This window comes from Allotabrizicola aquatica (SeqCode), assembly GCF_965194375.1.
Classification (GTDB): domain Bacteria; phylum Pseudomonadota; class Alphaproteobacteria; order Rhodobacterales; family Rhodobacteraceae; genus Tabrizicola_A; species Tabrizicola_A aquatica.
Window position 1 is genome coordinate 29,379 of the sequence record NZ_CBDAEL010000011.1, and the last position, 25,337, is coordinate 54,715.

25 protein-coding genes are annotated in these 25,337 nt (G+C 62.0%); 9 read left to right on the plus strand and 16 right to left on the minus strand.

Going from position 1 to position 25,337, the window contains the following annotated elements; genetic code table 11:
- Positions 1-123 precede the first annotated feature (123 nt).
- Positions 124-984 (plus strand): GT-B fold glycosyltransferase domain-containing protein, encoded by an 861-nt coding sequence (locus AC72UB_RS12105; RefSeq protein WP_505190012.1) that lies wholly within the window; start codon positions 124-126, stop codon positions 982-984.
- Positions 985-1,027: 43 nt separating this feature from the next.
- Entirely contained in the window at positions 1,028-1,534 is a 507-nt protein-coding gene (locus tag AC72UB_RS12110; RefSeq protein ID WP_505190013.1) for a TetR/AcrR family transcriptional regulator, read from the plus strand.
- Here the strand turns inward: AC72UB_RS12110 and AC72UB_RS12115 are convergent.
- The 4 genes from AC72UB_RS12115 to def (AC72UB_RS12130) are packed head-to-tail and all read right to left on the minus strand — an operon-like array spanning position 1,531 to position 3,732.
- The gene (locus tag AC72UB_RS12115; protein ID WP_505190014.1) at positions 1,531-1,764 is read right to left on the minus strand and encodes a GlsB/YeaQ/YmgE family stress response membrane protein; all 234 of its coding nucleotides are present in this window, start codon (positions 1,762-1,764) and stop codon (positions 1,531-1,533) included. The two genes, AC72UB_RS12110 and AC72UB_RS12115, sit on opposite strands and share 4 nt — an antisense overlap.
- Positions 1,765-1,823: 59 nt before the next feature.
- Positions 1,824-2,717, minus strand: a complete 894-nt coding sequence (gene fmt / locus AC72UB_RS12120; protein WP_505190015.1) for a methionyl-tRNA formyltransferase — start codon at positions 2,715-2,717, stop codon at positions 1,824-1,826.
- A complete protein-coding gene (def, locus tag AC72UB_RS12125) occupies positions 2,714-3,217 on the minus strand; it encodes a peptide deformylase (RefSeq protein ID WP_505190016.1) in 504 nt (167 codons plus the stop codon). The genes fmt and def (AC72UB_RS12125) overlap by 4 nt, the downstream gene beginning before the upstream one ends.
- A complete protein-coding gene (gene def / locus AC72UB_RS12130; RefSeq protein WP_505190017.1) occupies positions 3,217-3,732 on the minus strand; it encodes a peptide deformylase in 516 nt (171 codons plus the stop codon). Before def (AC72UB_RS12130) ends, def (AC72UB_RS12125) begins: the two co-directional genes overlap by 1 nt.
- A 66-nt stretch (positions 3,733-3,798) precedes the next feature.
- Between def (AC72UB_RS12130) and AC72UB_RS12135 the strand changes: the two genes are divergently transcribed.
- Both AC72UB_RS12135 and AC72UB_RS12140 read left to right on the plus strand, forming a co-directional pair.
- The gene (locus tag AC72UB_RS12135) at positions 3,799-4,974 is read left to right on the plus strand and encodes a MalY/PatB family protein (RefSeq protein ID WP_505190018.1); all 1,176 of its coding nucleotides are present in this window, start codon (positions 3,799-3,801) and stop codon (positions 4,972-4,974) included.
- Positions 4,971-5,507, plus strand: coding sequence for a L,D-transpeptidase family protein (locus tag AC72UB_RS12140; RefSeq protein WP_505190019.1), 537 nt, complete (start codon positions 4,971-4,973; stop codon positions 5,505-5,507). Before AC72UB_RS12135 ends, AC72UB_RS12140 begins: the two co-directional genes overlap by 4 nt.
- On the opposite strand, the gene AC72UB_RS12145 is transcribed toward AC72UB_RS12140, so the two are convergent.
- On the minus strand, positions 5,497-5,982 hold the full coding sequence (locus AC72UB_RS12145) for a hypothetical protein (protein ID WP_505190020.1): 486 nt from the start codon (positions 5,980-5,982) through the stop codon (positions 5,497-5,499). The genes AC72UB_RS12140 and AC72UB_RS12145 overlap by 11 nt on opposite strands.
- Positions 5,983-6,028: 46 nt before the next feature.
- Between AC72UB_RS12145 and cbiB the strand changes: the two genes are divergently transcribed.
- Complete coding sequence (cbiB, locus tag AC72UB_RS12150; RefSeq protein WP_505190021.1) at positions 6,029-6,940, plus strand: adenosylcobinamide-phosphate synthase CbiB; 912 nt, start codon at positions 6,029-6,031, stop codon at positions 6,938-6,940.
- 97 nt (positions 6,941-7,037) lie between these two features.
- Here the strand turns inward: cbiB and AC72UB_RS12155 are convergent, their stop codons facing one another.
- The 7 genes from AC72UB_RS12155 to AC72UB_RS12185 form a co-directional block, all read right to left on the minus strand.
- The gene (locus AC72UB_RS12155) at positions 7,038-10,493 is read right to left on the minus strand and encodes a chromosome segregation SMC family protein (protein WP_505190022.1); all 3,456 of its coding nucleotides are present in this window, start codon (positions 10,491-10,493) and stop codon (positions 7,038-7,040) included.
- 140 nt (positions 10,494-10,633) lie between these two features.
- Entirely contained in the window at positions 10,634-11,113 is a 480-nt protein-coding gene (locus AC72UB_RS12160; RefSeq protein ID WP_505190023.1) for an RNA pyrophosphohydrolase, read from the minus strand.
- Between the two features lie 50 nt (positions 11,114-11,163).
- On the minus strand, positions 11,164-12,513 hold the full coding sequence (locus tag AC72UB_RS12165) for a S41 family peptidase (RefSeq protein ID WP_505190024.1): 1,350 nt from the start codon (positions 12,511-12,513) through the stop codon (positions 11,164-11,166).
- 7 nt (positions 12,514-12,520) lie between these two features.
- On the minus strand, positions 12,521-13,636 hold the full coding sequence (locus AC72UB_RS12170) for a murein hydrolase activator EnvC family protein (RefSeq protein WP_505190025.1): 1,116 nt from the start codon (positions 13,634-13,636) through the stop codon (positions 12,521-12,523).
- Entirely contained in the window at positions 13,633-15,156 is a 1,524-nt protein-coding gene (gene gpmI / locus AC72UB_RS12175; protein WP_505190026.1) for a 2,3-bisphosphoglycerate-independent phosphoglycerate mutase, read from the minus strand. Before gpmI ends, AC72UB_RS12170 begins: the two co-directional genes overlap by 4 nt.
- 58 nt (positions 15,157-15,214) lie before the next feature.
- Positions 15,215-16,045, minus strand: a complete 831-nt coding sequence (locus AC72UB_RS12180; RefSeq protein WP_463290228.1) for an SDR family NAD(P)-dependent oxidoreductase — start codon at positions 16,043-16,045, stop codon at positions 15,215-15,217.
- A 93-nt stretch (positions 16,046-16,138) separates the two neighbouring features.
- Positions 16,139-16,612, minus strand: a complete 474-nt coding sequence (locus AC72UB_RS12185) for an SH3 domain-containing protein (RefSeq protein WP_505190027.1) — start codon at positions 16,610-16,612, stop codon at positions 16,139-16,141.
- A gap of 208 nt (positions 16,613-16,820) precedes the next feature.
- Between AC72UB_RS12185 and AC72UB_RS12190 the strand changes: the two genes are divergently transcribed.
- Positions 16,821-19,124, plus strand: a complete 2,304-nt coding sequence (locus AC72UB_RS12190) for a DNA topoisomerase IV subunit A (RefSeq protein WP_505190028.1) — start codon at positions 16,821-16,823, stop codon at positions 19,122-19,124.
- 7 nt (positions 19,125-19,131) lie between these two features.
- Here the strand turns inward: AC72UB_RS12190 and nagA are convergent, their stop codons facing one another.
- Entirely contained in the window at positions 19,132-20,256 is a 1,125-nt protein-coding gene (gene nagA / locus AC72UB_RS12195; protein ID WP_505190029.1) for an N-acetylglucosamine-6-phosphate deacetylase, read from the minus strand.
- The gene (locus AC72UB_RS12200; RefSeq protein ID WP_505190030.1) at positions 20,253-21,092 is read right to left on the minus strand and encodes a glucosamine kinase nucleotide-binding domain-containing protein; all 840 of its coding nucleotides are present in this window, start codon (positions 21,090-21,092) and stop codon (positions 20,253-20,255) included. The genes nagA and AC72UB_RS12200 overlap by 4 nt, the downstream gene beginning before the upstream one ends.
- Before the next feature lie 83 nt (positions 21,093-21,175).
- Between AC72UB_RS12200 and AC72UB_RS12205 the strand changes: the two genes are divergently transcribed.
- The gene (locus AC72UB_RS12205; protein WP_505190031.1) at positions 21,176-21,838 is read left to right on the plus strand and encodes a 4'-phosphopantetheinyl transferase family protein; all 663 of its coding nucleotides are present in this window, start codon (positions 21,176-21,178) and stop codon (positions 21,836-21,838) included.
- Between the two features lie 3 nt (positions 21,839-21,841).
- On the opposite strand, the gene hpaR is transcribed toward AC72UB_RS12205, so the two are convergent.
- Together hpaR and trhO are read right to left on the minus strand one after the other, a co-directional pair.
- Positions 21,842-22,294, minus strand: a complete 453-nt coding sequence (gene hpaR / locus AC72UB_RS12210) for a homoprotocatechuate degradation operon regulator HpaR (RefSeq protein ID WP_463290233.1) — start codon at positions 22,292-22,294, stop codon at positions 21,842-21,844.
- Between the two features lie 50 nt (positions 22,295-22,344).
- Entirely contained in the window at positions 22,345-23,247 is a 903-nt protein-coding gene (gene trhO, locus AC72UB_RS12215; RefSeq protein WP_505190032.1) for an oxygen-dependent tRNA uridine(34) hydroxylase TrhO, read from the minus strand.
- 116 nt (positions 23,248-23,363) lie between these two features.
- Between trhO and pncA the strand changes: the two genes are divergently transcribed.
- Both pncA and pncB read left to right on the plus strand, forming a co-directional pair.
- On the plus strand, positions 23,364-23,972 hold the full coding sequence (gene pncA / locus AC72UB_RS12220) for a bifunctional nicotinamidase/pyrazinamidase (RefSeq protein ID WP_505190043.1): 609 nt from the start codon (positions 23,364-23,366) through the stop codon (positions 23,970-23,972).
- Positions 23,973-24,035: 63 nt separating this feature from the next.
- The gene (gene pncB, locus AC72UB_RS12225; RefSeq protein ID WP_505190033.1) at positions 24,036-25,328 is read left to right on the plus strand and encodes a nicotinate phosphoribosyltransferase; all 1,293 of its coding nucleotides are present in this window, start codon (positions 24,036-24,038) and stop codon (positions 25,326-25,328) included.
- Positions 25,329-25,337 lie beyond the last annotated feature (9 nt).

A 25,337-nucleotide genomic window follows, 5' to 3' on the forward strand; every position in this document is an offset into this window, starting at 1 on the left:
GGCGATTATGACACTGACTTGCAGGTGACAGATGTCTATAACTTCGACATACTTTGAAATGCGGCAAATAATGGCCGATCAGCAGAGTGTCGAATGTCTCCTCGCCTGACCGTTTATTTCATTGTGGAACCGCCCAGATATGAGCTGATGGCCTGCTATCTTGCCGGTTCATTGCGTCAACAGTTTGGCAAAACAGTTGCCTTGGTCGGCTATTGCCCGGATGACAAGATCGCGACCGTTTCCAAGGATGTGCTCAGCGTTCTTGCCAAGCTGGAATGCGAGGTGCGCCCGTTCAGAGTGCCCGGTCGATTTTCTCCAGACTACCCCCACGGCAACAAGATTCTCGCAACACTTGAGCCTCGTGATACCGAATTCTCTGCCTTTTTCGACAGCGACATCCTGTGTCTGCGCCCCAACGCGGTTGAGAACATCATTAAGGCTGGCCATGTGTCCCTAACACCTGCCGCGTCGATGGTCTGGGGCAATGGCAAGACCTGGCACATGATTTATGAGACCTGCGGCATGCCGCTTCCCGAAGGCCGGGTGAAGTTGATGCGGCAAAAGGGTGACCGGCAAAGGCTGCCCTACTTCTCGTCAGGTCTGTTTTCCTTTCCTGAACAGCATCGCAACGCCCAAGGGCAATCCTTCCCAGAGGTCTGGATAGATGTCGCGCAAACCATTGACAAAAATGATGATATTCCTGGAAGGCGCCCCTACCTTGACCAAATCAGCCTGCCGCTTGCGATTCAGAAATCGGGCCTTGCGTGGAACCTTCTACCCGAAGAACAGCATTTCATTCTGGGCGGCAGCCTGCGAGGGGAACCCTTGCCTGAGGGGCGCGAGATTTTCACGGTGCATTACCGAAAGTGGGAGATCCTGAAGGAAGTTGGTCTTGCCAAGCACGGCAAACGGATGCTTGAGGCACAGGCAGGGGTTCGTAGGATCGATCAGATCTCAAAGTCGGCACAGGCGGGCGCTGCGTGATATTCGCGCTTGCATAATACGAACAACTGTTCATAATTTAGACATGGCACGCAAGAAAACACAGACAGACGTCGATATCGCCGCACATCTTCTGGCAGTTCTCGCCGAACACGGTGAAAAGGGCCTTACCTTTGGTATCCTGTCGCAACGGTGCGGATTGGCACCGGCGACACTTGCCCAAAGATTCGGATCGGTCGAAGGTATGGTGCGCCGCGCGATCCTTTGTGAGTGGGAACGCCTCTCCGTGGCGGTCACCGAGCTAGAAGCCGAGGCCCTTATCTCGTCAAAAGGCACACAGGCGCTGCTCAAGAATCTGCCCCTGCCCAGCCCGCATGTGCTGGCGCTGTCACTGCGCGAACCCGAGTTGCGCGCCGCAGCAGAGGTCTGGCGCGAACAGGTCGAAACCGCTTTGGCCGCGCGGCGCGGCGGCGGGTCGCGCGGGCGCGATGCGGCGGCGATGATTTTCGCCGCGTGGCAAGGCCGTTGCCTGTGGGATGCCGCGGGCGGCAAAGGATTCCGGCTGAGCGATCTGCTAAAGGCGCGTCCCTAACGGCGATAGGTTTTCCAAAGCCAAATCAAAAGGATGGCGCCAAGAACCGCCCCAACGAAGCCTGCCATCCACCCCGAAACCATCACCAAAGTCCGCAAAACAAAACCGCCCACAAGGGCCCCCGCGACCCCAATCGCAATGGTCGTCAATGGGTCAGTGTCCAGCCCCATGATCCGGGTGGCAAGGAAGCCTGCGGCGATACCGACGATGAGAAACAGAACGATGGTCATTTTGGCCTCATGGTTGCCCATCCATTATATGGGAACCAACGCAGGCCAGTGAAAGGTGCTTAGTCGACGAATTCCGGCATGGCAAAGCCCCGCAGAAAATCATCAGGCGGCATCGGCCTTTTGCCCTCACGCTGCGCCAGCGTGATCTCGACGGCACCAGCGCCGCAAGCGATGGTCAGCCCGCCCAGAACCTGCCCCGGCCGTCCCTGCCCCGCAGCAAGGCGCGAGCGCAACAGTTTCACACGCTCGCCATTGATCTGGCACCATGCGCCGGGAAAGGGTGACAGGCCACGGATTTGGCGATCGACATCGATGGACGGGCGAGCCCAGTCGATCCGCGCTTCGGATTTGTCGATCTTGGTAGCATATGTCACGCCTTCAACCGCCTGAGTCTGCGCGACGAACGGCAAGTCGTTCAATACCTGAACGATCATACGAGATCCCATCATCGCCAGCCTGTCATGCAGGTCTGCTGTGGTCTCTTCTGGGCCAATCGTTGTGGTTTCACGCAGCAAAACCGGCCCGGTGTCTAACCCCGCCTCCATCTGCATGATGCAAATTCCGGTTTCGAGATCACCCGCCAGAATCGCACGGTGAATCGGCGCCGCACCGCGCCAGCGTGGCAAGAGCGAGGCGTGGATGTTCAGACAACCAAGCCGCGGCGCATCTAGCATTTCTTGCGGCAAGATCAGCCCATAGGCCACAACCACAGCCACATCCGCGCCCAGTTCCATAATCTCCTTTGCTGCAGTTTCGCTGCGCAGCGAAACCGGATGGCGCACGGGCAAACCAAGCTCCAACGCACGGGCGTGAACGGGCGTAGGTCGATCCGCCTTGCCGCGCCCTGCGGGACGCGGTGGCTGGCAATAAACTGCAACGATCTCATGGGCTTGATGCAGTGCATTCAGTACTGGAACCGAAAAATCGGGCGTGCCCATGAAGATAACTCTCATGACCGTTTCCGCAGTTTTTCGGCCTTGGCCAGCAGCATTTTCCGTTTAAGCGGCGAGAGGTGATCGAAGTACATCTTGCCTGCCAGATGATCGATCTGATGCTGCACCGAGGTGGCCCAAAGGTTCACGAAGTCGCGCTCTTCAACTTCGCCCTTCTCATTCAAAAAGCGCACAGTCACCGCACGCGGGCGGGCTATCACAGCGGACACGCCGGGCAGGTTCGGGCTGGCCTCTTCATGCTCACGCGGTTGCACCGAGGCGTGCAGCACCTCGGGGTTGGCCATCAAAATGGCCTCACCGCGTGCCTCGGAACAATCCACCACTGCAAGCCGCAGCGGAACACCAATCTGCACCGCCGCCAGCCCATAGCCCGGCATCGCCTCCATCGTGTCCACCATGTCAGCCCAGATGGCGCGCACCTCGTCCGTGATGGCGGGCACATCGGCGGCGGGGGCTTTCAAACAGGCGCTCGGCCAAGTCAGGCAGCGGCGAACGGCCATCAGGAAAACCGCGCGCGTTCGCGCTTTAGCTTTTCCATCTTGCGGGTGATCATCTGGCGCTTCAGCGGGCCAAGATAATCAATGAAAAGCTTACCATCGAGATGGTCGATCTCATGCTGCACGCAGGTGGCCCAAAGCCCGGTAAAGGTGCGCTCCTGTGTGGCACCCTCAAGGTCCATCCATTCCACGGTCACCGAAGCCGGACGTTTCACATCGGCATATTGCTCGGGGATCGACAGGCAGCCTTCTTCATAGATGTTCACATCTTCAGACGCCCAGACAATACGCGGATTGATCAGGGTCATCGGCTCGGGCGGGCCGTCCTTGATGCAATCCATCACGATCAGCCGCTTCATGATGCCCACTTGCGGTGCCGCAAGCCCAACACCGGGCGCGTCATACATGGTTTCCAACATGTCTAAGGCCAAGGTCCGCACTTCAGGCGTGACATCAGCCACAGCCTCGCAAGGCTTTTTCAGGCGCGGGTCGGGATGGATCAGGATGGGACGGATCATGTTTTCGGATTTACGGCGCAGGGACGAATGGTGCAAGTAGGGAAGGTAAATTTCGATAGGCAGGCCATGACTGACTTTGACACCCCAATCAACCGTTTCGGCACCCACTCTGTAAAGTGGGACTCGATGGAGGGCTATTATGGCGTACCCGCCAAGGATGGCATCGCCATGTGGGTGGCGGACATGGATTTCCGCCCACCGATCGCAGTACAGCGCGCGCTGGAGGGGATGCTGGCGCATGGGGTCTACGGCTATTACGGCGACGAGGGCCCCTATCTTGACGCCATCCGCTGGTGGATGAAAACCCGCCACGGCTGGGAGGTCGAGCGCAGCCATATCTTCACCACGCATGGCTTGGTCAACGGCACTTCGATGTGCGTCGATGCCTTCACACAACCAGGCGATCATGTGGTGCTGACGACGCCGGTCTATCACGCCTTCGCACGCGTGATTAAAGCCGCCGGGCGCGGGGTGACGGAATGCCCGCTGGCGACGGTGAATGGCCGCTACGAAATGGATTTCGCCACCTGGGACGGGATGCTGACAGGTCGTGAGACGATGATGATCCTTTGCTCGCCGCACAATCCGGGCGGGCGGGTCTGGACGCCCGAGGAATTGCGCGGCGTGGCCGAGTTCTGCAAACGGCATAACCTTTTGCTGGTGTCGGATGAGATCCACCACGATCTGGTGATGCCCGGGCAAACCCACACCGTGATGGCGAATGCCGCGCCTGAGATTGCCGATCGTCTGGTGATGATGACGGCCACGACCAAGACCTTCAACATCGCAGGTGCCCATTCGGGCAATGTGATTATCGCCGATGAGACCCTGCGCAAACGGTTTGCCGATCGCATGATGGCCATGGGCATTTCGCCCAATTCCTTTGGTCTGTTCATGGCCGAGGCCGCTTATTCGCCCGAAGGCGCGGCTTGGGTCGATGAGCTGACCGCCTATCTCGATGGCAACCGCAAAATCTTTGATGCCGGGATCAATGCCATTCCGGGCCTGAGGTCCATGCCGCTGGAAGCGACGTATCTTGCTTGGGTAGATTTTGCCGGCACGGGCATGACAGCAGCCGAGTTCACAGCGCGGGTGGAAAAGGGCGCAAAGATTGCCGCAAATCACGGCGACAGCTTTGGTCTGGGGGGCGAGACCTTCCTGCGCTTCAACCTTGCCACCCCGCGATCGGTGGTGGTTGAGGCGGTGGCTCGGCTGCAAAAGGCGTTTTCTGATCTGCAATGAAACGCCTGGCCCGGGTCTTTTCAGCGCTGGTGATGCTGGCCCTGTTGGGGCTTGGGGCGGCGTGGTTCTACTTTGCGCCCACTCCCCCAACGCCGGCCCAACCGCCGATCCTCGGCACGGTCTATCGGATCATCGTCGAGAAATCGGCACGGCGCATGGTTCTGGTGCAGGCGGGCGAGAAGGTGCGCGAATATCGCATTGCCCTTGGATTTTCGCCGCAGGGCGACAAGGTGCGGCAAGGCGATGGGCGCACGCCGGAAGGGATCTTTCGGATTGACCGTCGCAACGACCAGTCAGCCTTTCATCTGTCTTTGGGGCTGGATTACCCGCAACCCGAGGACCGCGCCCGGGCGCAGGCCGGAGGCTATGATCCGGGCGGTGATATCATGATTCACGGCCAACCCAACGCCGTAGGCGATGAGGTTGTGCTGCGGGGTGATTGGACAGCAGGTTGTATCGCTGTGTCAAACGCCGAGATGCGCGAGATTTGGGCTGCGACGGACGCAGAAACTTTGGTCGAAGTCAGGCCTTAGGCAAGTAGCCCACTGGCGCATGTTCATCGCGCCAGTAATCCAAAGGCGCCGTATCACGCACCGCCGTGTTGCGTTTGAACTCATACACGATCTGGCCATGTTCTTCCGAAGACGCAATGATCAGGCACTGGAAAATGTGTCGACCACCGTCATAGACATCAACCAAACCGCGCAGTTTTGGGGTCATTGCAGCATCCATGGCAAAGCCATCGTGCCAGAAGCGCAACAGTGGAAACACAGCCTCACCCACCTGAACCCGCAGGCGTGACTTGCGCGCCGCCTCACGGTTGCGGGCCATGGCCAGCCCGTCAGCGATGTCTTTTGGCAGGAATTCCAGCATCTTCGCCTCCCTTGCTGCGCCCAGTATTTGCGGCAATTCGTTTACGAATATGACAATTGCCAATGCGTTGCCGATTTCCCCGATTTCCGTGGCTGAAATGTCGCATTTTTGGTGGTTTCTCAGGGCCTTTGCCACCCCCTAACCATGGGTTATGCCTACAAGCCCGACCGAAGGAGCAACCATGTCTGCGACTCTGCTGATTCCCGCCATGCTTTTGGATGCCGCTCTGGGTGAACCCAAAGCGGTTTGGGACCGCTATCCGCACCCCGCCGTTCTGATGGGTCGACTGATCGGCTGGTGCGATTCCCGGTTCAACGCAGGGGCGAACAAGCGGGCGAAGGGCATGGGCGTGATGGTTACGCTGGCCATTGGTGCAGCGGTGCTGGGACAGATCATTCATCTCTTGCCCGATTTCGGGATCATCGAGGTGGTGGTGGCCGCAATCCTCTTGGCGCAGAAATCCTTGGTCGAACATGTCGCCGCTGTGGCGCGCGGGCTGCGCATGTCATTGAAGGACGGCCAGCGTGCCGTGGCCATGATTGTTGGGCGCGACACCGAAGTGCTGGACCGGTCGGGCGTTTCCCGCTCAGCCATTGAAAGCGCGGCCGAGAACCTTTCCGATGGGGTGATTGCACCCGCCTTTTGGTTTCTGGTTGCGGGCCTCCCGGGGCTGATGGTCTACAAAATCACCAACACCGCTGACAGCATGATCGGGCATATGACCCCGCGTCACCGCGAGTTTGGCTGGGCGGCAGCCCGTTTTGATGATCTCCTCAACCTGATCCCCGCACGACTTTCAGCGCTGCTTGTGGCGTTGACCAATGGCTGGACCAACGCAAAGCCGATCCTGCGCGACGCGCCCTTGCACCGCAGCCCCAATGCCGGCTGGCCCGAGGCCGCCGTGGCCTGTGTGCAGGGCATCGCTCTGGCTGGACCGCGCAGCTATCATGGCCAGATGACCGACTACCCTTGGGTCTATCCCGAAGGGCGGCGCGAACTGGGTCCCGAGGATATTGACCAGACCATCCGCACCCTGTGGCGCGCTTGGGCGGGGATGCTGGCACTGTCGGTCCTTTGGGCGCTGGCTGTCTGATCTAGGCAGACGTTCAGACCGAATTGGACACGCTCAACGTTTGAGAACATCCAGCCGTCAGGCCGCATTAAAGGTGCGAACAGGCCAATCTGACCGCTTACGCCACCAGCGCTTCGGCGCGTTTCAGATCGACGCTGACAAGCTGGCTGACGCCTTGCTCCTGCATCGTCACACCAAAGAGGCGGTCCATCCGCGCCATGGTGACCGCGTGGTGGGTGATGACCAAAAACCGCGTTTCGGTGCGGCGGGTCATCTCATCCATCATGTCGCAGAAGCGAGTGACGTTGGCATCGTCCAAAGGCGCATCGACCTCATCAAGCACGCAGATCGGCGCGGGGTTGGCGAGGAACACGCCAAAGATCAGCGCCAGCGCGGTCAGGGTCTGCTCACCACCCGACAAAAGCGACAGCGTCGACAGGCGCTTACCGGGTGGCTGGGCCATGATCTCCAGCCCCGCCTCCAGCGGATCGTCGGATTCCACCAGCACGAGCCGTGCCTCACCACCACCGAACAAATGGGTAAACAGTTGGCCAAAGTTGGCGTTCACCTGTTCGAACGCGGTCAACAGCCGTTCGCGCCCCTCGCGGTTCAGGCCTGCGATACCGGCGCGGAGTTTCTTGATCGCCTCTTCAAGGTCCAGCTTTTCCGCAGCCAGCGCGGTGTATTCGGCGTCCACCGCCTTGGCGTCTTCTTCGGCGCGCAGGTTCACCGCGCCCAGCGCTTCACGCTGGCGTTTCAGGCGCTGAACGTCGGTATCCAGCGTCTCAGCGTCGGGCATCCGGTCTGGATCGACCTTGAGCGTATCAAGCAGTTCGGCCGGCGTGGCTCCGGCCTCTTCCATGATCCGCTCGGCCGCCAGTTGCACGGTCGACCGCGCAGCCTCGGACCGGGCTTCGGCGCGGGCACGGATTTCGCGGGCGTCCGAGGCCATGCGTTCGGCGTCGCGTTCCAAATCGCGGGTCTGGCGCAGGTTGCCTTCCGCTTCGGCCAAGGCGTCGGCGGCGATTGCACGGCGCGCCTCGGCCTCGGCGATGGCGTCGGACAATTCCTCGCGCTTGATCGCAATTTCCTCGGGCGCGGCAGAGGCTTCGGCCAGTTCGTCCTCGGTTTCTGCTTTGCGGGCATCAAGTTCGGCAATGCGCTTGGCGGCGGTGTCGAGACGGTGCTTCCAGCCTGAAAGCTCTTTGGTCGCTTCTTGGCGGCGGCGCACCCGGGCCTCGCCCTCGCGGCGCACCTCCTCATGGGCCGAGCGGCGCGACATCATGGTGATGCGCGCAGCCTCAACCGCCACACGGGCGGTTTCTACCCCATCGCGGGCGGTGTCGAGATCGCCCAGATCTTCGACCGAGGCGAGCGCGCCTTCCAGCCGTTCCCGCGCCTCGGTGGCCTCATCAGCGTAGCGCGCAACCGAGATGCGGGCGGTTTCCAAACGCCCTTCGGCCAAAGAGCGGTCCGCCTCGGCGCGGGCGGCGGTACGGTTGGTTTCAGCCACACGCGCATCGGCAGCGCGGCGGGCATCGCGCGCCATCTGGTCAGCGCGGGCCAAATCGGCAAGGCGCGCCTGCAGCGTAGCATGGGCTTGGGCAGCCCCTTCGGCGCGGGCAGCGACCTCTTCAAGATCGCGCTTCAATTGAGTCAACTTGTTGAGTTGCTGCAAGCGCAGGGCCGCAGCCGAGGGCGCGTCTTCGGCGCCTGCGCGGAAACCGTCCCAGCGCCAAAGATCACCCTCGCGGCTGACAAGGCGTTGGCCGGGCTGCAACAACGGCTGAAGGCGTGGGCCGTCTTTGCCGTCAACAAGGCCGATCTGACCAAGGCGACGCGCCAGAACGCCGGGGCCTTCGACAAACCGCGCCAAAGGCGTAACACCATCCGGCAGACTTTGAGGGCTGTCATAATCGGGCAATCCAACCCAGCCCGAAGGGCGATCTACACCCACAACGGGCGCGCGCAGATCGTCGGCCAACGCGGCCCCCAGCGCCTTTTCTAGGCCGGGTTCCACCTGCAACTGATCGAGCAATTGGCTGCCCGCATTCGCCTCGCGCTGCACCATCTTGGCCAACGCGGCCACCTCGGCCCGAATGGCAGACGCCTCGCCCTCAGCCGCAGATCGTGCAGCGCGCGCCTCGGATTCACGATCTTGCACAGTCGCGCGCGCCTCTTCGGCAGCGGCCAGCGCCTCATCAGCGGCTTCGGCCATCGCGACGGCCTCGGCCTTGCCCTCATCGGCAAGAACCATCGCTTCGCTGGCAGCGGCAAGCGCGGCTTCGGCGGCACGCACAGCCTCGGCGGCGCGGGCGGCTTCGGCCTCGGCCTTGTCCACGGCGGTGCGGCTGTCGGCCAAGAACCGTTGCGCCGACTGGTGGCGGGCGGCAAGCCGGGCGGCATCCTCGGTTGCGGCGGTCAACACCTGCTCGCGGTCGGTCAGGATGCTTGAGGCTTCGCGCGCCACCTCGGCGGCTTCAGCCAGTCGCTCTTCATGCCCTTCATGCGCGCGCTGAAGCTGCTCGACCTCCCATTCCAACCGCTCGATCACCTCACCGGCGTCACGGTTCAGACCTGCCTCGCGGTCGGCATCGCGGGCCAGTTCAGCGATCCGGGCTTTCAACGTTTCAATCTGATTGCGGGCGCGGGACTCCTGTTCGGAGAGTTGGTCGCGCTGGACCATCAGGCGCTGCAGGATGGCTGCGGCAATTGCCTCCTCCTCGCGCTTGGGCGGCAGGGCGTCTTCGGCCGCTTCGCGCAGTTTGGCAGCGTTGCGGGCATTTGCCTCGGCCTGAGAGGCCTCAACCACGCGCTGGCGCAGAATGCCGTCCGCCTCGGACCGGGCCAGATCCGCCTCGCGCCAGCGGCGGAACAGAAGCTGCCCTTCCACGCGGCGCAACTCCTCGCCGATCTCGCGGTACCGGGCGGCTTGCTTGGCTTGCCGCGTCAGGGTGGAGAGCTGCTGGGCCAGTTGCTCCAGCACGTCATCCACGCGCAGAAGGTTGGTCTCGGCGCCGGAGAGTTTAAGCTCGGCCTCATGGCGACGGGCATACAGACCAGAAATCCCGGCTGCCTCTTCCAGCACGCGGCGGCGCGCCTTGGGTTTGGCGTTGATGAGTTCCGAGATTTGCCCCTGCCGCACCAAGGCCGGGCTATGGGCGCCGGTAGAGGCATCGGCAAACAGCATCTGCACGTCACGCGCCCGCACGTCTTTGGAGTTAAGCTTATAGGCTGACCCGGCATCGCGGGTGATGCGGCGGGTGATTTCGATGCTGTCGCTGTCATTAAACCCGCTGGGTGCCAGACGGTCAGAGTTGTCCATCACCAGCGCCACTTCGGCAAAATGCCGCGCGCCCCGGGTGGCGGCCCCGTTGAAGATCACATCCTCCATCCCGCCGCCCCGCATGGCGGTGGGGCGGTTTTCGCCCATCACCCAGCGCAAAGCCTCCAGCAGATTGGACTTGCCGCAGCCGTTCGGGCCGACCACACCGGTCAACCCGTCGTGGATCACCAGATCGGTGGGGTCCACAAAGCTTTTAAATCCATTGAGCCGCAGCTTGGTAAAGCGCACAGGGAAAGCCCCGATGATTCCGTAGAGACGCCATCGTCGGCAGAGTCGGTCGGGGAGTCAACCGCACGCCGCAGGATATAGCCAGTTGCCTAGGATTATCCCCAAGATATTGACAGAATCCACTTCCCGGCGCGAAACGATCAGGCCAGATAGGCGCGGAAACTGCGGACGACCTCTTCATAGACCGCGCGCTTGAAGGGAACGATGCTGGCCACCATCTCGTCAGCCTGAATCCAGCGCCACGCACCGAACTCGGGGTGATCGGTGGCAATGTTCACCTGATCGTCACGGCCGAGATAGCGGTAAAGGAACCACTTCTGCTTTTGCCCGCGAAACTTGCCGCCCCAAATCTTGCCCAAAAGCTCGGGCGGCAGATCATAGGTCACCCAGCCGTGGGTTTTGCCGACAAACTCCACCAGATCGGCGGTGATCCCGGTTTCCTCCCACAACTCGCGCAGCGCCGCCGCACGGGGCTTTTCACCGTCATCAATGCCGCCTTGCGGCATTTGCCATGCGGGCACCGGGTTATCCAAACGCTGGCCGCCAAAGACCAGCCCCTCGGCGTTGATCAGCATCACGCCTACGCAGGGGCGATACGGCAAGGAAGCGGCGTCAGTCATGGTGGGATGGACCGCCCGTTTAGGGGCGGCCTCCTTTCTGGCAAGGGGTCTCAGGGCTGCGGTGCAACAGCAGCCAACCCGCGCAGGATATCGACGGCATAGGCCAGTTGATAATCCTCATCGCGCAGCTTCGCTGCCTCTTCGGTACGAGCGCGGTCAGCCTCAAGCTGGTTGCGCTCGTCCTCGCTCATCGAATCGTTCGTAATGGCACCGCGCAGATCCGCCTCCGAGCGATCATTGCGCGCCTCTTCGGCGTCCCGTGCCTCTTGCTCTTCTTCGGTCAAGGGCTCAACAATCGGCTGGTTCACCACGATGTCAGGCATCACGCCCAGCGCCTGAATCGACCGACCCGAAGGCGTGTAATACCGCGCGGTGGTCAGGCGCATCGCGCCGTCGCCTTTCAGCGGGATAAGGGTTTGAACCGAACCTTTACCAAAGCTCTTGGTGCCCACCACAATCGCGCGGCGATGGTCCTGCAAAGCGCCAGACACAATTTCAGATGCGCTGGCAGAACCGCCGTTGATCAGCACCACAATCGGCTTGCCCTGCGCAAGATCACCGGGTTCGGCGTTGAAACGTTCGCCCTGCTCGGGGTCGCGGCCACGGGTCGAGGTGATCTCGCCTTTTTCAAGGAAGGCATCCGACACCATGATCGCCTGATTCAAAAGGCCACCGGGGTTGTTGCGAAGGTCAATGACAAAGCCGTTGACCTTGTCCATACCGCCGGCCTCTTCGGCCATCTTCTTGATGCCTTCTTCAACACCAACAAAGGTCTGGTCGTTGAAGGTGGAAATCCGCAGCACCACGGTATTGCCCACAAGGCGCGGCCGGACGGCCACCATCTTGATGGTGTCGCGGATGATCGACACGTCGAAGGGTTCCGCCACGCCTTCACGCACCACGGTGATGATGATCTCTGATCCGACCGGGCCGCGCATCTTGTCGACCGCGTCATCCAGCGTCAGGCCCAGAACCGATTCGGAGTTCACATGGGTGATAAAATCGCCCGCCTTGATGCCAGCCTTGTCCGCGGGCGTGCCGTCCATCGGGGCGACGACCTTCACAAAGCCGTCTTCCTGCGTCACCTCAATGCCAAGCCCGCCGAATTCACCGCGGGTTTGTTCCTGCATCTCGTCGAAATCCTTGGCCGACAGATAGCTGGAATGCGGGTCAAGCGATGTGAGCATGCCGTTGATCGCAGCTTCGACCAACTGTTCGGTGTCAACCTCTTCGACATATTGCGCGCGGATGCGTTCAAAGATGTCGCCGAACAGGTCAAGCTGCTCATAGACCGAGACGGTCTTTTCAGCCTCTTGGGCGATCAGCGGCCCGGCGATCTGCGTCGTCAGGATCGTGCCTGCAAGCGTGCCACCAAGGGCCGCCAATGCAATCTTCTTCATCAAAGCGTCATTCCTTTGCTTCGGCCAGTCCAGCGAACCATTCGGTTGGGTTCACCGCGTCGGCACCTTGCCTGAGTTCCATATAAAGCGTTTCCGTGCCCTCGATGCCACCACCTTCTGCAGCATCAGCCAGAAAGTCTGTGTCCACGTGGTCACGCGCACCCATCAAGCCCAGAGCAGCCCCACGCGCCACCACTTCGCCCACCTCACCATAGACCTGTTCAAGCCCGGTGAGCACCAAAAGATAACCCCCGCCGGGCTCAAGGATCATCACGTTTCCGTAGTCCAGCAGCGGGCCAGTGTAGCGGATGGTCGCCGCCCACGGGCTGACCACCAGCGCGCCGGGCCGGGTGGCTAGCGTTAGGCCGGGCCGCGTTACGCCTCGGGCATCGGTTTCGTTGGGCATCAAAAGGACCTTGCCCAGCACCGGCATCGCCAAGCTGCCCTTGGCCTCGGCAAAGGTGGTGCTGCCGGTGTCGTCCAACGCCAACCCGGCGGCAAAGGCGTCCAGCGTGTCAGCACTTTCCAAAAGACCCTTCAGAACCTCAGGGTCCTCGGTAAAGCGGCGCGGCAGATCGGTGCGATCCGAGATCGCTTGGCTGAGCGCCGAGCGCGCGTCTTGCGCGGCGGCCAGCCCTTCGGACAGGGTCTTTCCCGCCGCCAGTTGCAGGGTCCGCAGGTCGTTCAATTCGGTCAGATCGGCGCGCAGGCGTTCGGCCTCGACCTGCAGGGCGGGGGTGACATCGGCCAGCATCATGCCCGACCGCACGGTGCCCAAAGGACCGGTGGGGTGCAAAAGCAAAAGCGGGCCGGGTTCGGCGTTGATCGAGGACAAAACGCCCAAAAGCTGGGCGATGCGGTCACGTTCGGTTTGAAACCGCAGTTCCAACGCCTCTTGACGCAACTCGGCCTGACGCAGGGCTTCGCGCAGGGCGGCAAGGCCCTCTTCATAGGCGCGGATCGTCGCGGTCAGCGACGCAACCCGGTCTTTGCCGCCTTCGGCCTCTTGCAGCGCCTGCACCGAGGCTTGAAGCGCCGCTGCCGCAGCTGCCGCATCCTCGGCCACGCCCGCTTGGGCCGCAGGGGCGATCAGGCAAAGGCAAAGGGCAGCGGCGCGGATCATGCGATCAGGCTTTCCCCGGTCATCTCAGGCGGCTTAGCCAGCCCCATGAGCTGCAGCACAGTCGGCGCAAGGTCGGCCAGCCGCCCACCACTGCGCAGGGTCGCGCCCTTGGGGCCACCGACAAGGATCACCGGAACCGGGTTCACCGTATGTGCGGTGTGCGGACCACCGGTGACCGGATCGACCATCATCTCGCAATTGCCGTGGTCGGCGGTGACAATCATCGCTCCGCCCTTGGCCTGAAGGGCGGCAAGCGCCCGGCCAAGACCAGCATCGACCACCTCACAGGCCTTGATGGCGGCGGGCAAGCTGCCCGTGTGGCCCACCATGTCAGGATTGGCGAAGTTGACAACGATCAGGTCAAACCCCCGCTCAATCGCGCTGACAAGATGGTCGGAAACCTCGGCCGCACTCATCTCTGGCTGCAAATCATAGGTGGCCACCTTGGGCGAAGCGGGCATCGCGCGCTCTTCGCCGTCAAAGGGTATCTCGCGCCCACCATTCAGGAAGAAGGTGACATGGGGGTATTTCTCGGTTTCTGCCAGCCGAAACTGGCTGCGGCCTTGCTTTGCCACCCATTCGCCAAGGCAGTTGACGATCACCCGCTTGGGAAAAGCGGTGGCCATATAGGCATTGTGACCAGTGGAATACTCCACCATCCCCAGCATGGCAGACCAAACGGGGCGCTTTCCGGTGTCAAAAGCGGTGAACTCGGGCTGGCCCAGTGCCGCAAGGATCTCACGCGCGCGGTCGGCGCGAAAGTTCAGGCAGAACATCCCATCCCCATCCCGCGCGCCAGCATAGTCACCGATCACCGTTGGGGCGAGGAATTCATCGGTTTCGCCCTTGGCATAAGACTGTTTCACGGCGTCCGATGCGCTCGTCGCCTGGGTTTCCGAACGGGCATTCACAATCGCCTGATAGGCGCGCGACACACGCTCCCACCGGTTGTCGCGGTCCAGCGCCCAATAGCGGCCAATGACAGTGGCAATGCGGGCGCCGGGGGGCAGTGAAGCCTCAAGATCGGCGATAAAAGGAACGGCTGAGGAGGGCGCGACGTCACGCCCATCGGTGATGGCGTGCAGCGCCACTGGCAGGCCCAGCGCGGTCAGCGCGCGGGCGGCGGCGATGACATGGGTGATATGGCCATGCACCCCGCCATCGGACGCCACGCCCATCAGATGCGCGGTGCCGCCTGCCGCCTTGACCTTGGCCGCAAAGGCCAGAAGTTCGGGGTTTCGCGCTAAAGACCCATCTTCCACCGCCAGATCAATCGCACCCAAATCCATCGCCACCACACGGCCTGCGCCAATGTTGGTGTGCCCGACCTCTGAATTGCCCATCTGTCCGCGCGGCAAGCCGACATCGGGGCCAAAGGTGGTGAGGGTCGCATGCGGGCAAGTGCCCCACAACCTGTTGAAGTTCGGCACATGGGCCTGCGCCGGGGCCGAGGTGGCCGGATCAGGGCCGATGCCCCAGCCGTCAAGAATGCACAGAACAACCGGTTTATGCGCGCCCATCGGCTTGGCCCTTTCTTCAATGCCCCGCTTCTAGCGCCCAATACGGCAAGGGGCAACGTCAGCCGCGCGTGACCAACCAATCCAGCGCCCGCGTCGGCAGCAACCGGCGCGCGATGCCGGCGATATAGGTCGGCACCGTGACGTAATAGCGTGCGCGCGGACGGCGAGACTCCAGCGCATGGATCAGCTTTTTCGTCACCGCCGAGGCGGGCAACTCAAATGAGTCGGGCTGGGTCTTGACCCCGTAAAGCCGCCCCCGCAACGCACCATATTCCTCGCGCCGGGCCGAGTTCTCCCAATCAATCCACTTCTCGAAATGTGGAATAGCCTTGGCGCGGATCTCGGTCCCGATGGGGCCGGGTTCGATCAGGATCACATCAATCCCGGTGCCAGCCATTTCAAACCGCAGGACATCCGACAGACCTTCCAGCGCGAATTTGGTCGAGACATAGGCCCCGCGCCATTTCGCACCGACCAGCCCCAGCACCGAGGAGCAATTGACAATCCGCCCATGGCCCTGGGCGCGCATTGTCGGGATCACGCGGCGCGTCAGGTCGTGATAGCCAAAAAGGTTGGTTTCATAAATCTCGCGCAGCGCCCCGCGCGGCAGGTCCTCCACCGCGCCGGGGCAGGCGAACGCGCCGTTGTTATAGAGCGCATCCAGCGTGCCGCCGGTCCGCGTCAGCGTTTCAGCCACAGCGGCTTCGATGCTGGCCTCGTCGGCATAATCGAGCACGAAACTCTCCAGACCCTCGGCCCGCAGCCGCGCGCAATCGGCCTCTTGGCGGCAGGTTGCAAAGACGCGCCAGCCACGCTTGGCAAAGGCATGGGCGGCGTCATAGCCTATACCAGAAGAACAACCGGTCATCAGGACGGAACGCTGCATCATGCCTCCAAGTGGGGTGTTCAGGCATGGTGTAAGCGGGAAACCTTGGCATGAAAAGCCGCTGATTTCCGCTGACGCAACTGATGTCGGGAGAGGTTATTCGGTCAAAAGCCGAGAGGCGATGTAACCCTCAACGCCATCGCCCTCAACCCGAACCAAGGACCAGCCATCGCGACCCTCGCCTTCGACCAGCACCAGAACAGCCTCACCGCGCGGCAGACTGTCCAGTACGGCGTGATCCTTGCCCGGGCCTTCGCGGACATTCACGCTTGGGGCGTCCACGTAAAATAGACGGCCTTGCGGTTCTAGCACACTCAGCTCAACCGCTTCGGCTTCAACCGGCTCGGGCTGGGTCAGCGCAACCTCGACCGGGCCCGGAATGAGCATAAGCGGCTTTTCCGGCGCGAAAGAGGCCGAGACGATCTGCGGATCATCAGGCCGCAGATATTCAGACTGGAATTCAGCCACCGGCGCGGTGCCTTGGGCGAGGGCGAAGGCATCACGCTTTTCGGCCATACTGGATTGCAGGCCCAATCTGATCTGGCCGCGATCTTCGCCACCAACCAGCATTGCCACGTAAAGACCTAAACAAAGGACCGCCAACCACCGAAACATGAAAACCCCATTCGCCTACAATAACCAATTCTTTAAATGACCAATGCTTTAACACGATTCGCGCTAACGTAGAGGGGAATGATACCGCATTCTTCCACCCTGCCGCATTATCGCCACATTTTTCCCGCTGGACCGGAGCGGTTCGCCCGAATACACAACATCCATGTCCAAGACCGACGATGACGACAACATACAGCCGATGACGGTGTCAGAACCCCTATCGCGCGCCATTGGCGAGCGGTATTTGACCTATGCGTTGTCCACCATCATGCACCGCGCGCTGCCCGATGCGCGCGATGGGCTGAAACCGGTGCATCGCCGCATCCTGTTCGCCATGCGCGAGTTGAAACTCAGCGCGACCAGTGCCTTCCGCAAATCAGCCAAGATTTCGGGCGATGTGATGGGGAACTATCACCCGCATGGCGACACCGCGATTTATGACGCGATGGCGCGCTTGGCGCAGGATTTCAACGTGCGTTATCCCTTGGTCGACGGCCAAGGCAACTTTGGCAACATCGACGGCGATAACCCGGCCGCCAGCCGCTATACCGAAGCGCGCCTGACCGCGATTGCCGAGACGCTGATGGAAGGTCTGGCCGAGAACGCCGTGGACTTCCGCCCGAATTACGACGGCACGCTGGAAGAGCCGGTGGTAATGCCCGCCGCCTTCCCGAACCTGCTGGCCAATGGATCGTCCGGCATTGCGGTGGGCATGGCCACCAACATCCCGCCGCACAATCTGGATGAGCTGATCCAAGGTTGTCATGCGCTGTTGAAAGACCCTGACACCAGCGATGAGGCTTTGGTTGGGCTGATCCCGGGCCCTGATTTCCCCACGGGTGGGGTGATCATCGAAAGCCGCGCCGCCATTCTGGAAGCCTATCGCACCGGGCGCGGCAGTTTCCGCACCCGCGCGAAATGGGAGATCGAGGATCTGGGCCGTGGGATGTGGCAGATCATCGTCACCGAGATTCCCTATCAGGTGCAAAAATCGCGGCTGATCGAAAAGCTGGCAGAGCTTGTGAACCTGAAAAAGGTGCCACTTCTGGCCGATGTCCGCGACGAATCCGCCGAAGATGTCCGCATCGTGCTGGAACCCCGCTCTCGCACGGTCGAACCCGAGATGCTGATGGCAGCGCTGTTCCGCAACTCGGATCTGGAAAGCCGTTTCAGCCTGAACATGAACGTGCTGATCGACGGCAAGGTGCCAAAGGTCTGCAGCCTTAAGGAAGTCTTGCGCGCCTTTCTGGACCACCGTCGCGAGGTTTTGCGGCGCCGGTCCGAACACCGGATCGAAAAGATTGATGCCCGGTTGGAGGTGCTGGAAGGCTTCATCATCACCTTCCTGAACCTGGACCGCGTTATCGACATCATCCGCTATGACGCCGACCCCAAACGCGCGCTGATGGCCGAAAACTGGGGCGAGACCCATGTTCGGGCCACCTCGGAAAAGGATTACGTCTCGCCCAAACCGGGTGACGGCGAGCTGTCCGAAGTGCAGGCAGAGGCCATTCTCAACATGCGCCTGCGGTCCTTGCGCCGCTTGGAAGAGATGGAGCTGATCGCCGAGCGTGACGCCTTGATGAAAGAGCGCGCCGATCTGGCCGACCTTCTCGACAGCGACAAACGCCAGTGGAGACAGGTCGGCACCGAACTCGAAGCCATTCGCAAGCAGTTTGGCCAAGCCACCAAACTCGGCGCGCGCCGCACCGCCTTTGCCGAAGCCGGCGATGTGGAAGAGGTCAGCTATGAAGCGATGATCGAGCGCGAGCCGATCACCGTGATTTGCAGCCAGATGGGCTGGATCCGCGCCATGAAGGGCCATGTCGATCTGGCGGTTGAACAAAAGTTCAAGGACGGCGACGGCCAGCGCTTCGCCTTCCACGCCGAGACGACCGACAAGATCATTCTGGTCGCCGCGAATGGCCGCTTCTTTACCCTTCTGGGCGCAAACCTGCCCGGTGGGCGCGGCATGGGCGAACCGGTGCGGCTGATGGTCGATTTGCCGAATGACACCGAGATCGTCGATCTGGTCATTCACCGGCCGGGCGAGAAATGGCTCATCGCCTCCAGCGCCGGAGATGGGTTCATTCTGCCCTCGGATGAGGTGGTGGCCCAGACCAAGGCTGGCAAGCAGGTGCAAACCTTGGGCGCCGGCGTGAAAACCGTTCTCTGCCGCCGCGTCGCGGGCGATGCAGTGGCCGTGGTCGGCGACAACCGCAAGATGCTCGTCTTCCCGCTGGACGAATTGCCAGAAATGGCCAAGGGCAAGGGCGTGCGGTTGCAGAAGTACAAGGATGGCGGGCTGTCGGATGCCACCACCTTTACGCTGGCCAACGGTCTTTCGTGGAAAGACCCCGCCGGGCGCACCCGCACGGAAACCGAACTGTCAGAATGGCAAGCGGCGCGTGCCACCGCTGGCCGCATGGCCCCGCGCGGGTTCCCGCGCGACAACCGGTTCAACTAATCCGGGATCAGCCGAGCTTGACGCCACCACGCCATGTGGCGGCTAGGCTGAAATCATCCGTCAGATGAACAAAATCGGCAACCGCTCCAAGGCGAAGTTGCCCAAGATCCGGCCTGCCGATCACCTGCGCTGGGATCGAACTGGCCATCGCCAGCGCCCGTTCCGGCGGCAGACCGACATGGCGCACCAGATTGCCAACGGCTTGCGCCAAGGTCAGATCGGCCCCGGCCAGCGTACCATCGGCCAGTGTCAACCGCCCCGCGCGGCGCAGGATTCGCCGATCACCCAAAGTGAAGGCGTCCTGCGTGCTGCCCGCCACGGCCATGCAATCTGACACAAGATAAAGCCCCTCGGGCCGCGCCGCGCAGGCGATCTTCAGCGTGTCCCACGCGACATGCTGGCCATCGGCGATCAGCCCGGCGGCGATGTTCGAGGATAAAACCGCCCCCACAAGCCCCGGCTCACGCCCTTGCAACTGGCTCATCGCGTTGAACAAATGCGTCGCGCAGCGCGCACCGGCAGCGATCAGGGCCTGCGCCTCGGCACCTGTGGCCTCGGCATGGCCAAGGCTTACGATCACACCAGCCGCCGCGAGCGTGGCGACCTGCTCGGGCGTCACCGATGCCGGGGCAAGCGTGATCATCAACGCAGGCAAGTGCCGCGCGGCCGTGGTGTAAAGCGCAAGATCCGCCTCCGTCATCGGGCGGATATGGGCAGCGTCATGCGCGCCCTTGCGACGGCGATCCAGATGCGGACCTTCCAGATGCAGACCCAGAAAGCCGGGGGTCCCGACAGCCTGCCCAGCGGCGGCCAGCACGCGGGCGGTCACCTCGGGCGTGTCGGTGATAAGCGTGGGCAGAATACCCGTCGCCCCAAGCCCGCCATGCACCGCGCAAAGCCGGGCAATCTGCGCGGCGTCGGTGGTGGCCCCCACCATCTCACCCCCGCCGCCGTTGACCTGAAGATCCAAAAAGCCGGGGGCAAGGATGCCACCCGAAAGCGTGGTCAGCTGGGCCCCTTGCGGCACGTGGTCAGCAAGTCCCGAGACTCGTCCCTCTTCGACCAAAAGCACGGCATTGGTCTGCAGCGACGTGCCGTCAAAGACAGTTGCACCGGCAAAGGCTTGGATCATGGCAAAGTCTCCCGCGCCAGCAACAGCGCACCATCCAGAGCCGAGCCTGCAGCGGGGCGCTGGGGCCAATCGGTGATGCGGGCGGCATAGACCGGGCCAAGCCCGCCGATGAAGGTCACAGGCAGCGCGGCATTACCTTGCAAGGCAACAAGAGATCCACGCACCTCAGCCACTGCCTGCGCCATGATCGCTTGCGCAGCGGCATCATCCGACGCCACGACACGCGGCGCGAAGGCGGCATAATCAACCGCCTTGGCGCCCAGCGAGAAGGTGACCAGCGCCTCGGCCGTAGCAAACTCCTCCAGCACCGCTTCCAAAAGCGGGCTCATCGGCAGCGCCCCATCACGGGCGCGCAAGGCGCGGGCCAAAAGCGCGCGGCCCAGAACTGCGCCACTGCCCTCATCGCCCAAGGCCAGACCCCAGCCGCCAATCTGCCGAACCCGTCCGGCGCGCTGCTCGGCAAAAACTGATCCCGTGCCAATCGCCGCCACGATCCCATCGTCGCGGCCCAGCGCGCCTTTGACCGCCGTCACCGCATCGGTGACAATCTGCGCACGCGCAAAGGGCAACCGCGCGCCCAGCCATTCGCCCGCACCTGCCGCATTGGCCCCGGCAAGGCCAAGACCGGCCTGCAACCGGGACATCGGAACATCGCCGCCCAGCTGCACAAGCGCCGCGTCGCTGGCGGACAGAATGTTGCCAAGGGCAGCTTCGGGTGCCGAAGCGATATTGGCCGGCCCAGCCTCGGCGCGGGCCAGAATGTGGCCCTGCGCATCGCAGATTGCGACCCGGCAACCCGTGCCGCCGCCGTCAACGCCAAGGAAAAGTGGTTCCATGCCCGCGCACCCTTCTTTGTCAGATTGAATGCCGTGTTGTGCGGGGCTTTGCAAATCATCTGTGCAACGGGCATGGTGCGGCCATGATCCTTGACCCCATTCGCACCGAAAACCCCTTTGGCGACCCGCATCTTTTCTGGTGCGAAGCAGGCTTTGTCGTTGCCGATGTACAGGCACTTCACCACGACGGGCCACTCGGCCGCACCAGCTTGCATCTCCCCGACGATCTGACCCAAGCCGTGCCCAAGCGGCGGTCTGAGTTTCTGGCCGGGCGGCTGATGGCGGCCTTGGCCTTGCGACAGGCGGGAATGGCGGAAGCCGTGGGCCGGGCTGGGCGTGCACCGGTCTGGCCGGAGGGCGTGGCAGGCTCGATCACCCACAGCAAAGACCGGGCGATTGCAGCAGTCTCAACACGCTATCATGGCGTGGGGCTGGACTGCGAGGCGCTGGTCAGCACCGACCGCGCCATGCAACTGGCCGCGACCATCTTTTCGGAAACCGAGTCGCGCCTGCGGCCCGATGCCCTGCCCTTCGGCACATTCTTTACCTTGGTGTTCTCCGCCAAAGAGGCGCTTTACAAAGCGCTTTCGCCCCAGCTAGCTCGGATCCCCGGCTTTCACGAGGCGGCACTAACAGCCTTGCAGCCCGGCGAAATGCTGGTCGAGATGCACGGCCAAAGCCATCGCATCCGGTTTCGGCTTTCGGCAAAGGACTGCGTAACGCTGGTGACCCAGCAAGGCGACTAGCCCTCAGGGCTTATACAGATCCAGCGCCTGCAACTCGTCCAAAAGGTCCAAAAGCTCTTCCAGCTTTTCATGACCAAAGTCCCGCTCAAGCCGGGCAAAGATCGCATTACTTTCAGCCATATGCGCCACGATCAACGCCCGGCCCGCGTCAGTGATGGTGGCAATGGTCTTGCGGCGGTCTTCAGGATCTGTGGCGCGTGTGGCAAGCCCCTCCTCCTCCATCGCGCGGATGATGCGGGTCAGGCTGGGCAACAAAAGACAGGCGTCCTTGGCCACTTGGGTCAACTCGCAAGGCCCGCGCTCATCCAGCACCCGCAAGACCCGCCATTTCTGTTCGTTGATGTCCGATTGCGACAGCATCTCGCGGATCGGGCCCATCACGGTTTCCCGCGCGCGCAACAGCGCGATGGGCAAGGAGCGCCGTGTGCGGCGCAGGGGCTGGGTTGGGTTGGACATGACCTTTCTTGCCCGGTTTCGGCCCATCAAACAAGAGTTGGTGCCGGGGATCAGCCCGCGAAATGCCGCTCACCGCGCGCTTCGGCCAGATCCATCTGGCGCTGGCGTTCGCGGAACCGGGCGCGGTCTTCGTCGGTGTATTCGCGCACGCATTGGTGGCACTGGCAGCCGCGGTCGTATTCGGGGCGCAGCTTGTCCTCGGCCGACAACGGTCGGCGGCAGGCGTGACAACTGTCATATTGCCCCGGCACCAGCCCGTGGCCCACCGACACCCGGCCGTCGAACACATAGCATTCCCCGTCCCACAACGAGGTTTCGGGCGGCATGTCTTCCAGATATTTCAGGATACCACCCTTCAAGTGGTAAACCTCATTCTCGCCCAGACCGAGCAGATAGTTCGTAGACTTCTCGCAGCGAATGCCACCGGTGCAGAACATGGCAATCCGCTTGCCCTGAAACTTGGCGCGGTTTTCTTCCCACCAGCGGGGAAAGTCACGGAAGGTGCGAATGTCGGGATCAATCGCGCCCTTAAAGGTGCCGATCGCCACCTCGTAATCATTGCGAGTGTCGATCAGCGCCACATCCTCGGACGCAATTAGTTCGTTCCATTCAGCGGGCGACAGATAGCTGCCGACGCGCGCCGTGGGGTCCACACCGGGTTGCCCCATGGTGACAATCTCGCGCTTCAGCTTCACCTTTATGCGGCCAAATGGCATGGCCTCGGCATGGCTTTCCTTATGCTCCAGCGCAGCACAGCCCGGCAGGGCGCGCAAATGGGCCAAAACCGCATCAATCCCAGCGCGCGGACCGGCGATGGTGCCATTCACCCCTTCACGGGCCAAAAGGAGCGAGCCCTTAACCCCATGTGCAGTGCACTGGTCCAACAGCGGCCCGCGCAAGGCGGCCGGGTCGTCGAAGCGGGTAAAGTGATAGAGGGCGGCGATCGTCAGCATGGGCTTGGGCATAGGACAAGCGCGCCGGTCCGGCAAGAGCCCGCAAGGCCGCAGCTTGACCGTTGCCAACTGGGGCGTTGCGCCTTACCGATAAGAAAAACCTGTGGGAGACCCTGATGCGCGGCGCAGATGAAGCCCTGATCGTGATCGATGTGCAAAACGACTTTTGCCCGGGCGGCGCTTTGGCCGTGACGGGGGGCGATGAGATCATCGCCCGGATCAACGCCCTGATGGCCGAGTTTTCCTGCGTGGTGCTTACCCAAGATTGGCATCCTGCAAACCATGCGTCTTTTGCCGCCAACCATCCGGGTGCTGCACCCTTCAGCCTGACGCAAATGCCCTATGGCCCGCAGGTTCTGTGGCCCACCCATTGCGTGCAAGGCACCAAGGGCGCCGAGTTTCATCCCAACCTGCGCACCGATCCGGCGCAACTTGTGATCCGCAAAGGCTTTCGGGCCGGGATCGACAGCTATTCGGCCTTTTTCGAAAACGACAAGACCACGGCAACCGGGCTCCACGGCTATTTGCAAGACCGCGGCGCGCGCAAACTCACGCTGGTGGGGCTCGCCACCGATTACTGCGTTGCCTATTCGGCGCTGGATGCGGCGAAACTGGCCTATCAGGTGACAGTCCTTGAAGGGGCCTGCCGCGCAATTGATTTGAACGGATCTTTGGCCGCCGCAATGACCGAGACGCGCGCGGCGGGCGTCATCTGGGCCGCATGACCCCATCGCTTTGACCTTCAGGGGCTGTTTGGCTTAGATGCCCGAAATACGAAAGGGGCTGCCATGGTCGACATCGCCACACGAGTGCACAACCACAATTGGAGAATTGATCCAATCGTGCGGTCCCTGATCGATACCGATTTTTACAAGCTATTGATGTGTCAGTCTATTTTCAGAAACAAGCCAGATACACAGGTGACCTTCAGCCTGATCAACCGCAGCAGCAAAGTGCGGCTGGCCGAGTTGGTGGACGAAGGCGAACTGCGTGAGCAATTGGACCATGTGCGCAGCCTGTCCTTGACGCGGGGCGAAAGCACATGGCTGCGCGGCAACATGTTTTATGGCAAGCGCCAGATGTTCCGCCCCGATTTCATGGAATGGTTCGAGGGGTTGCGGCTGCCCGATTATCATCTGGAAAAGCGTGACGGCCAGTTTGAGCTAACCTTCGAAGGCCGCTGGGCCGATGTCATGATGTGGGAGATTCCCGCTCTGGCCGTTCTGATGGAATTGCGCAGCCGGGCGGTTCTAAGAACCATGGGCAAGTTCGAACTGCAGGTGCTTTACGCCCGCGCCATGACGCGGCTTTGGGAAAAGATCGAAGAGTTGCGCGCGATTGAAGGGTTGAAAATCGCCGATTTCGGCACGCGCCGCCGCCACAGCCATTTGTGGCAGGACTGGTGCGTGCAAGCCATGCAAGAGGGGCTGGGGCCGAAGTTCATCGGCACCTCGAACTGCAAGATCGCCATGCGCCGCGACATCGAGGCGATTGGCACCAATGCTCACGAACTCCCGATGGTCTATGCAGCCTTGGCCAATTCCGATCAGGAACTCGCCGAGGCCCCCTATCAGGTTCTGGCCGATTGGCACGAAGAGCATGACGGCAATCTTCGGATCATCCTGCCCGACACCTTCGGCACCGAGGGTTTCTTGAAAAACGCCCCCGATTGGCTGGCCAGCTGGACCGGCATCCGCATTGACAGTGGCGACCCAGCCGCCGCGACCGAAATTGCCATTCGCTGGTGGCAAGACCGGGGCGAGGACCCAAGGACCAAGCTGGTCATCTTCTCCGACGGGCTGGATGTGCCGGAGATCCAGCGCCTTTACGCGCGCTTCCATGGCCGGGTGAAGGTGTCGTTCGGTTGGGGAACCAACATGACCAACGATTTCCGTGGTCTGGTGCCCGAAGATCGGCTCGCGCCCTTCTCGCTCGTCTGCAAGGCCGTTTCAGCCAATGGGCGACCGACCGTCAAACTGTCGGACAACCCGGCCAAGGCCATGGGTCCGGCGGCCGAAATCGCGCGGTATAAGCGGGTGTTCGGTGTGGGTGACCAACAGGCGCAAGAGGTCGAGGTCTGATTGGACATT

Coding starts and splice junctions, on each gene's coding strand:
- AC72UB_RS12110 (WP_505190013.1), top strand. CDS start 1,028: ATGGCACGCAAGAAAACACAGACAGACGTCGATATCGCCGCACATCTT.
- AC72UB_RS12115 (WP_505190014.1), bottom strand. CDS start 1,764: ATGACCATCGTTCTGTTTCTCATCGTCGGTATCGCCGCAGGCTTCCTT.
- fmt (WP_505190015.1), bottom strand. CDS start 2,717: ATGAGAGTTATCTTCATGGGCACGCCCGATTTTTCGGTTCCAGTACTG.
- def (WP_505190016.1), bottom strand. CDS start 3,217: ATGGCCGTTCGCCGCTGCCTGACTTGGCCGAGCGCCTGTTTGAAAGCC.
- def (WP_505190017.1), bottom strand. CDS start 3,732: ATGATCCGTCCCATCCTGATCCATCCCGACCCGCGCCTGAAAAAGCCT.
- AC72UB_RS12135 (WP_505190018.1), top strand. CDS start 3,799: ATGACTGACTTTGACACCCCAATCAACCGTTTCGGCACCCACTCTGTA.
- AC72UB_RS12140 (WP_505190019.1), top strand. CDS start 4,971: ATGAAACGCCTGGCCCGGGTCTTTTCAGCGCTGGTGATGCTGGCCCTG.
- cbiB (WP_505190021.1), top strand. CDS start 6,029: ATGTCTGCGACTCTGCTGATTCCCGCCATGCTTTTGGATGCCGCTCTG.
- AC72UB_RS12160 (WP_505190023.1), bottom strand. CDS start 11,113: ATGACTGACGCCGCTTCCTTGCCGTATCGCCCCTGCGTAGGCGTGATG.
- AC72UB_RS12165 (WP_505190024.1), bottom strand. CDS start 12,513: ATGAAGAAGATTGCATTGGCGGCCCTTGGTGGCACGCTTGCAGGCACG.
- AC72UB_RS12170 (WP_505190025.1), bottom strand. CDS start 13,636: ATGATCCGCGCCGCTGCCCTTTGCCTTTGCCTGATCGCCCCTGCGGCC.
- gpmI (WP_505190026.1), bottom strand. CDS start 15,156: ATGGGCGCGCATAAACCGGTTGTTCTGTGCATTCTTGACGGCTGGGGC.
- AC72UB_RS12180 (WP_463290228.1), bottom strand. CDS start 16,045: ATGATGCAGCGTTCCGTCCTGATGACCGGTTGTTCTTCTGGTATAGGC.
- AC72UB_RS12185 (WP_505190027.1), bottom strand. CDS start 16,612: ATGCTGGTTGGTGGCGAAGATCGCGGCCAGATCAGATTGGGCCTGCAA.
- AC72UB_RS12190 (WP_505190028.1), top strand. CDS start 16,821: ATGTCCAAGACCGACGATGACGACAACATACAGCCGATGACGGTGTCA.
- nagA (WP_505190029.1), bottom strand. CDS start 20,256: ATGATCCAAGCCTTTGCCGGTGCAACTGTCTTTGACGGCACGTCGCTG.
- AC72UB_RS12200 (WP_505190030.1), bottom strand. CDS start 21,092: ATGGAACCACTTTTCCTTGGCGTTGACGGCGGCGGCACGGGTTGCCGG.
- AC72UB_RS12205 (WP_505190031.1), top strand. CDS start 21,176: ATGATCCTTGACCCCATTCGCACCGAAAACCCCTTTGGCGACCCGCAT.
- hpaR (WP_463290233.1), bottom strand. CDS start 22,294: ATGTCCAACCCAACCCAGCCCCTGCGCCGCACACGGCGCTCCTTGCCC.
- trhO (WP_505190032.1), bottom strand. CDS start 23,247: ATGCTGACGATCGCCGCCCTCTATCACTTTACCCGCTTCGACGACCCG.
- pncA (WP_505190043.1), top strand. CDS start 23,364: ATGCGCGGCGCAGATGAAGCCCTGATCGTGATCGATGTGCAAAACGAC.
- pncB (WP_505190033.1), top strand. CDS start 24,036: ATGGTCGACATCGCCACACGAGTGCACAACCACAATTGGAGAATTGAT.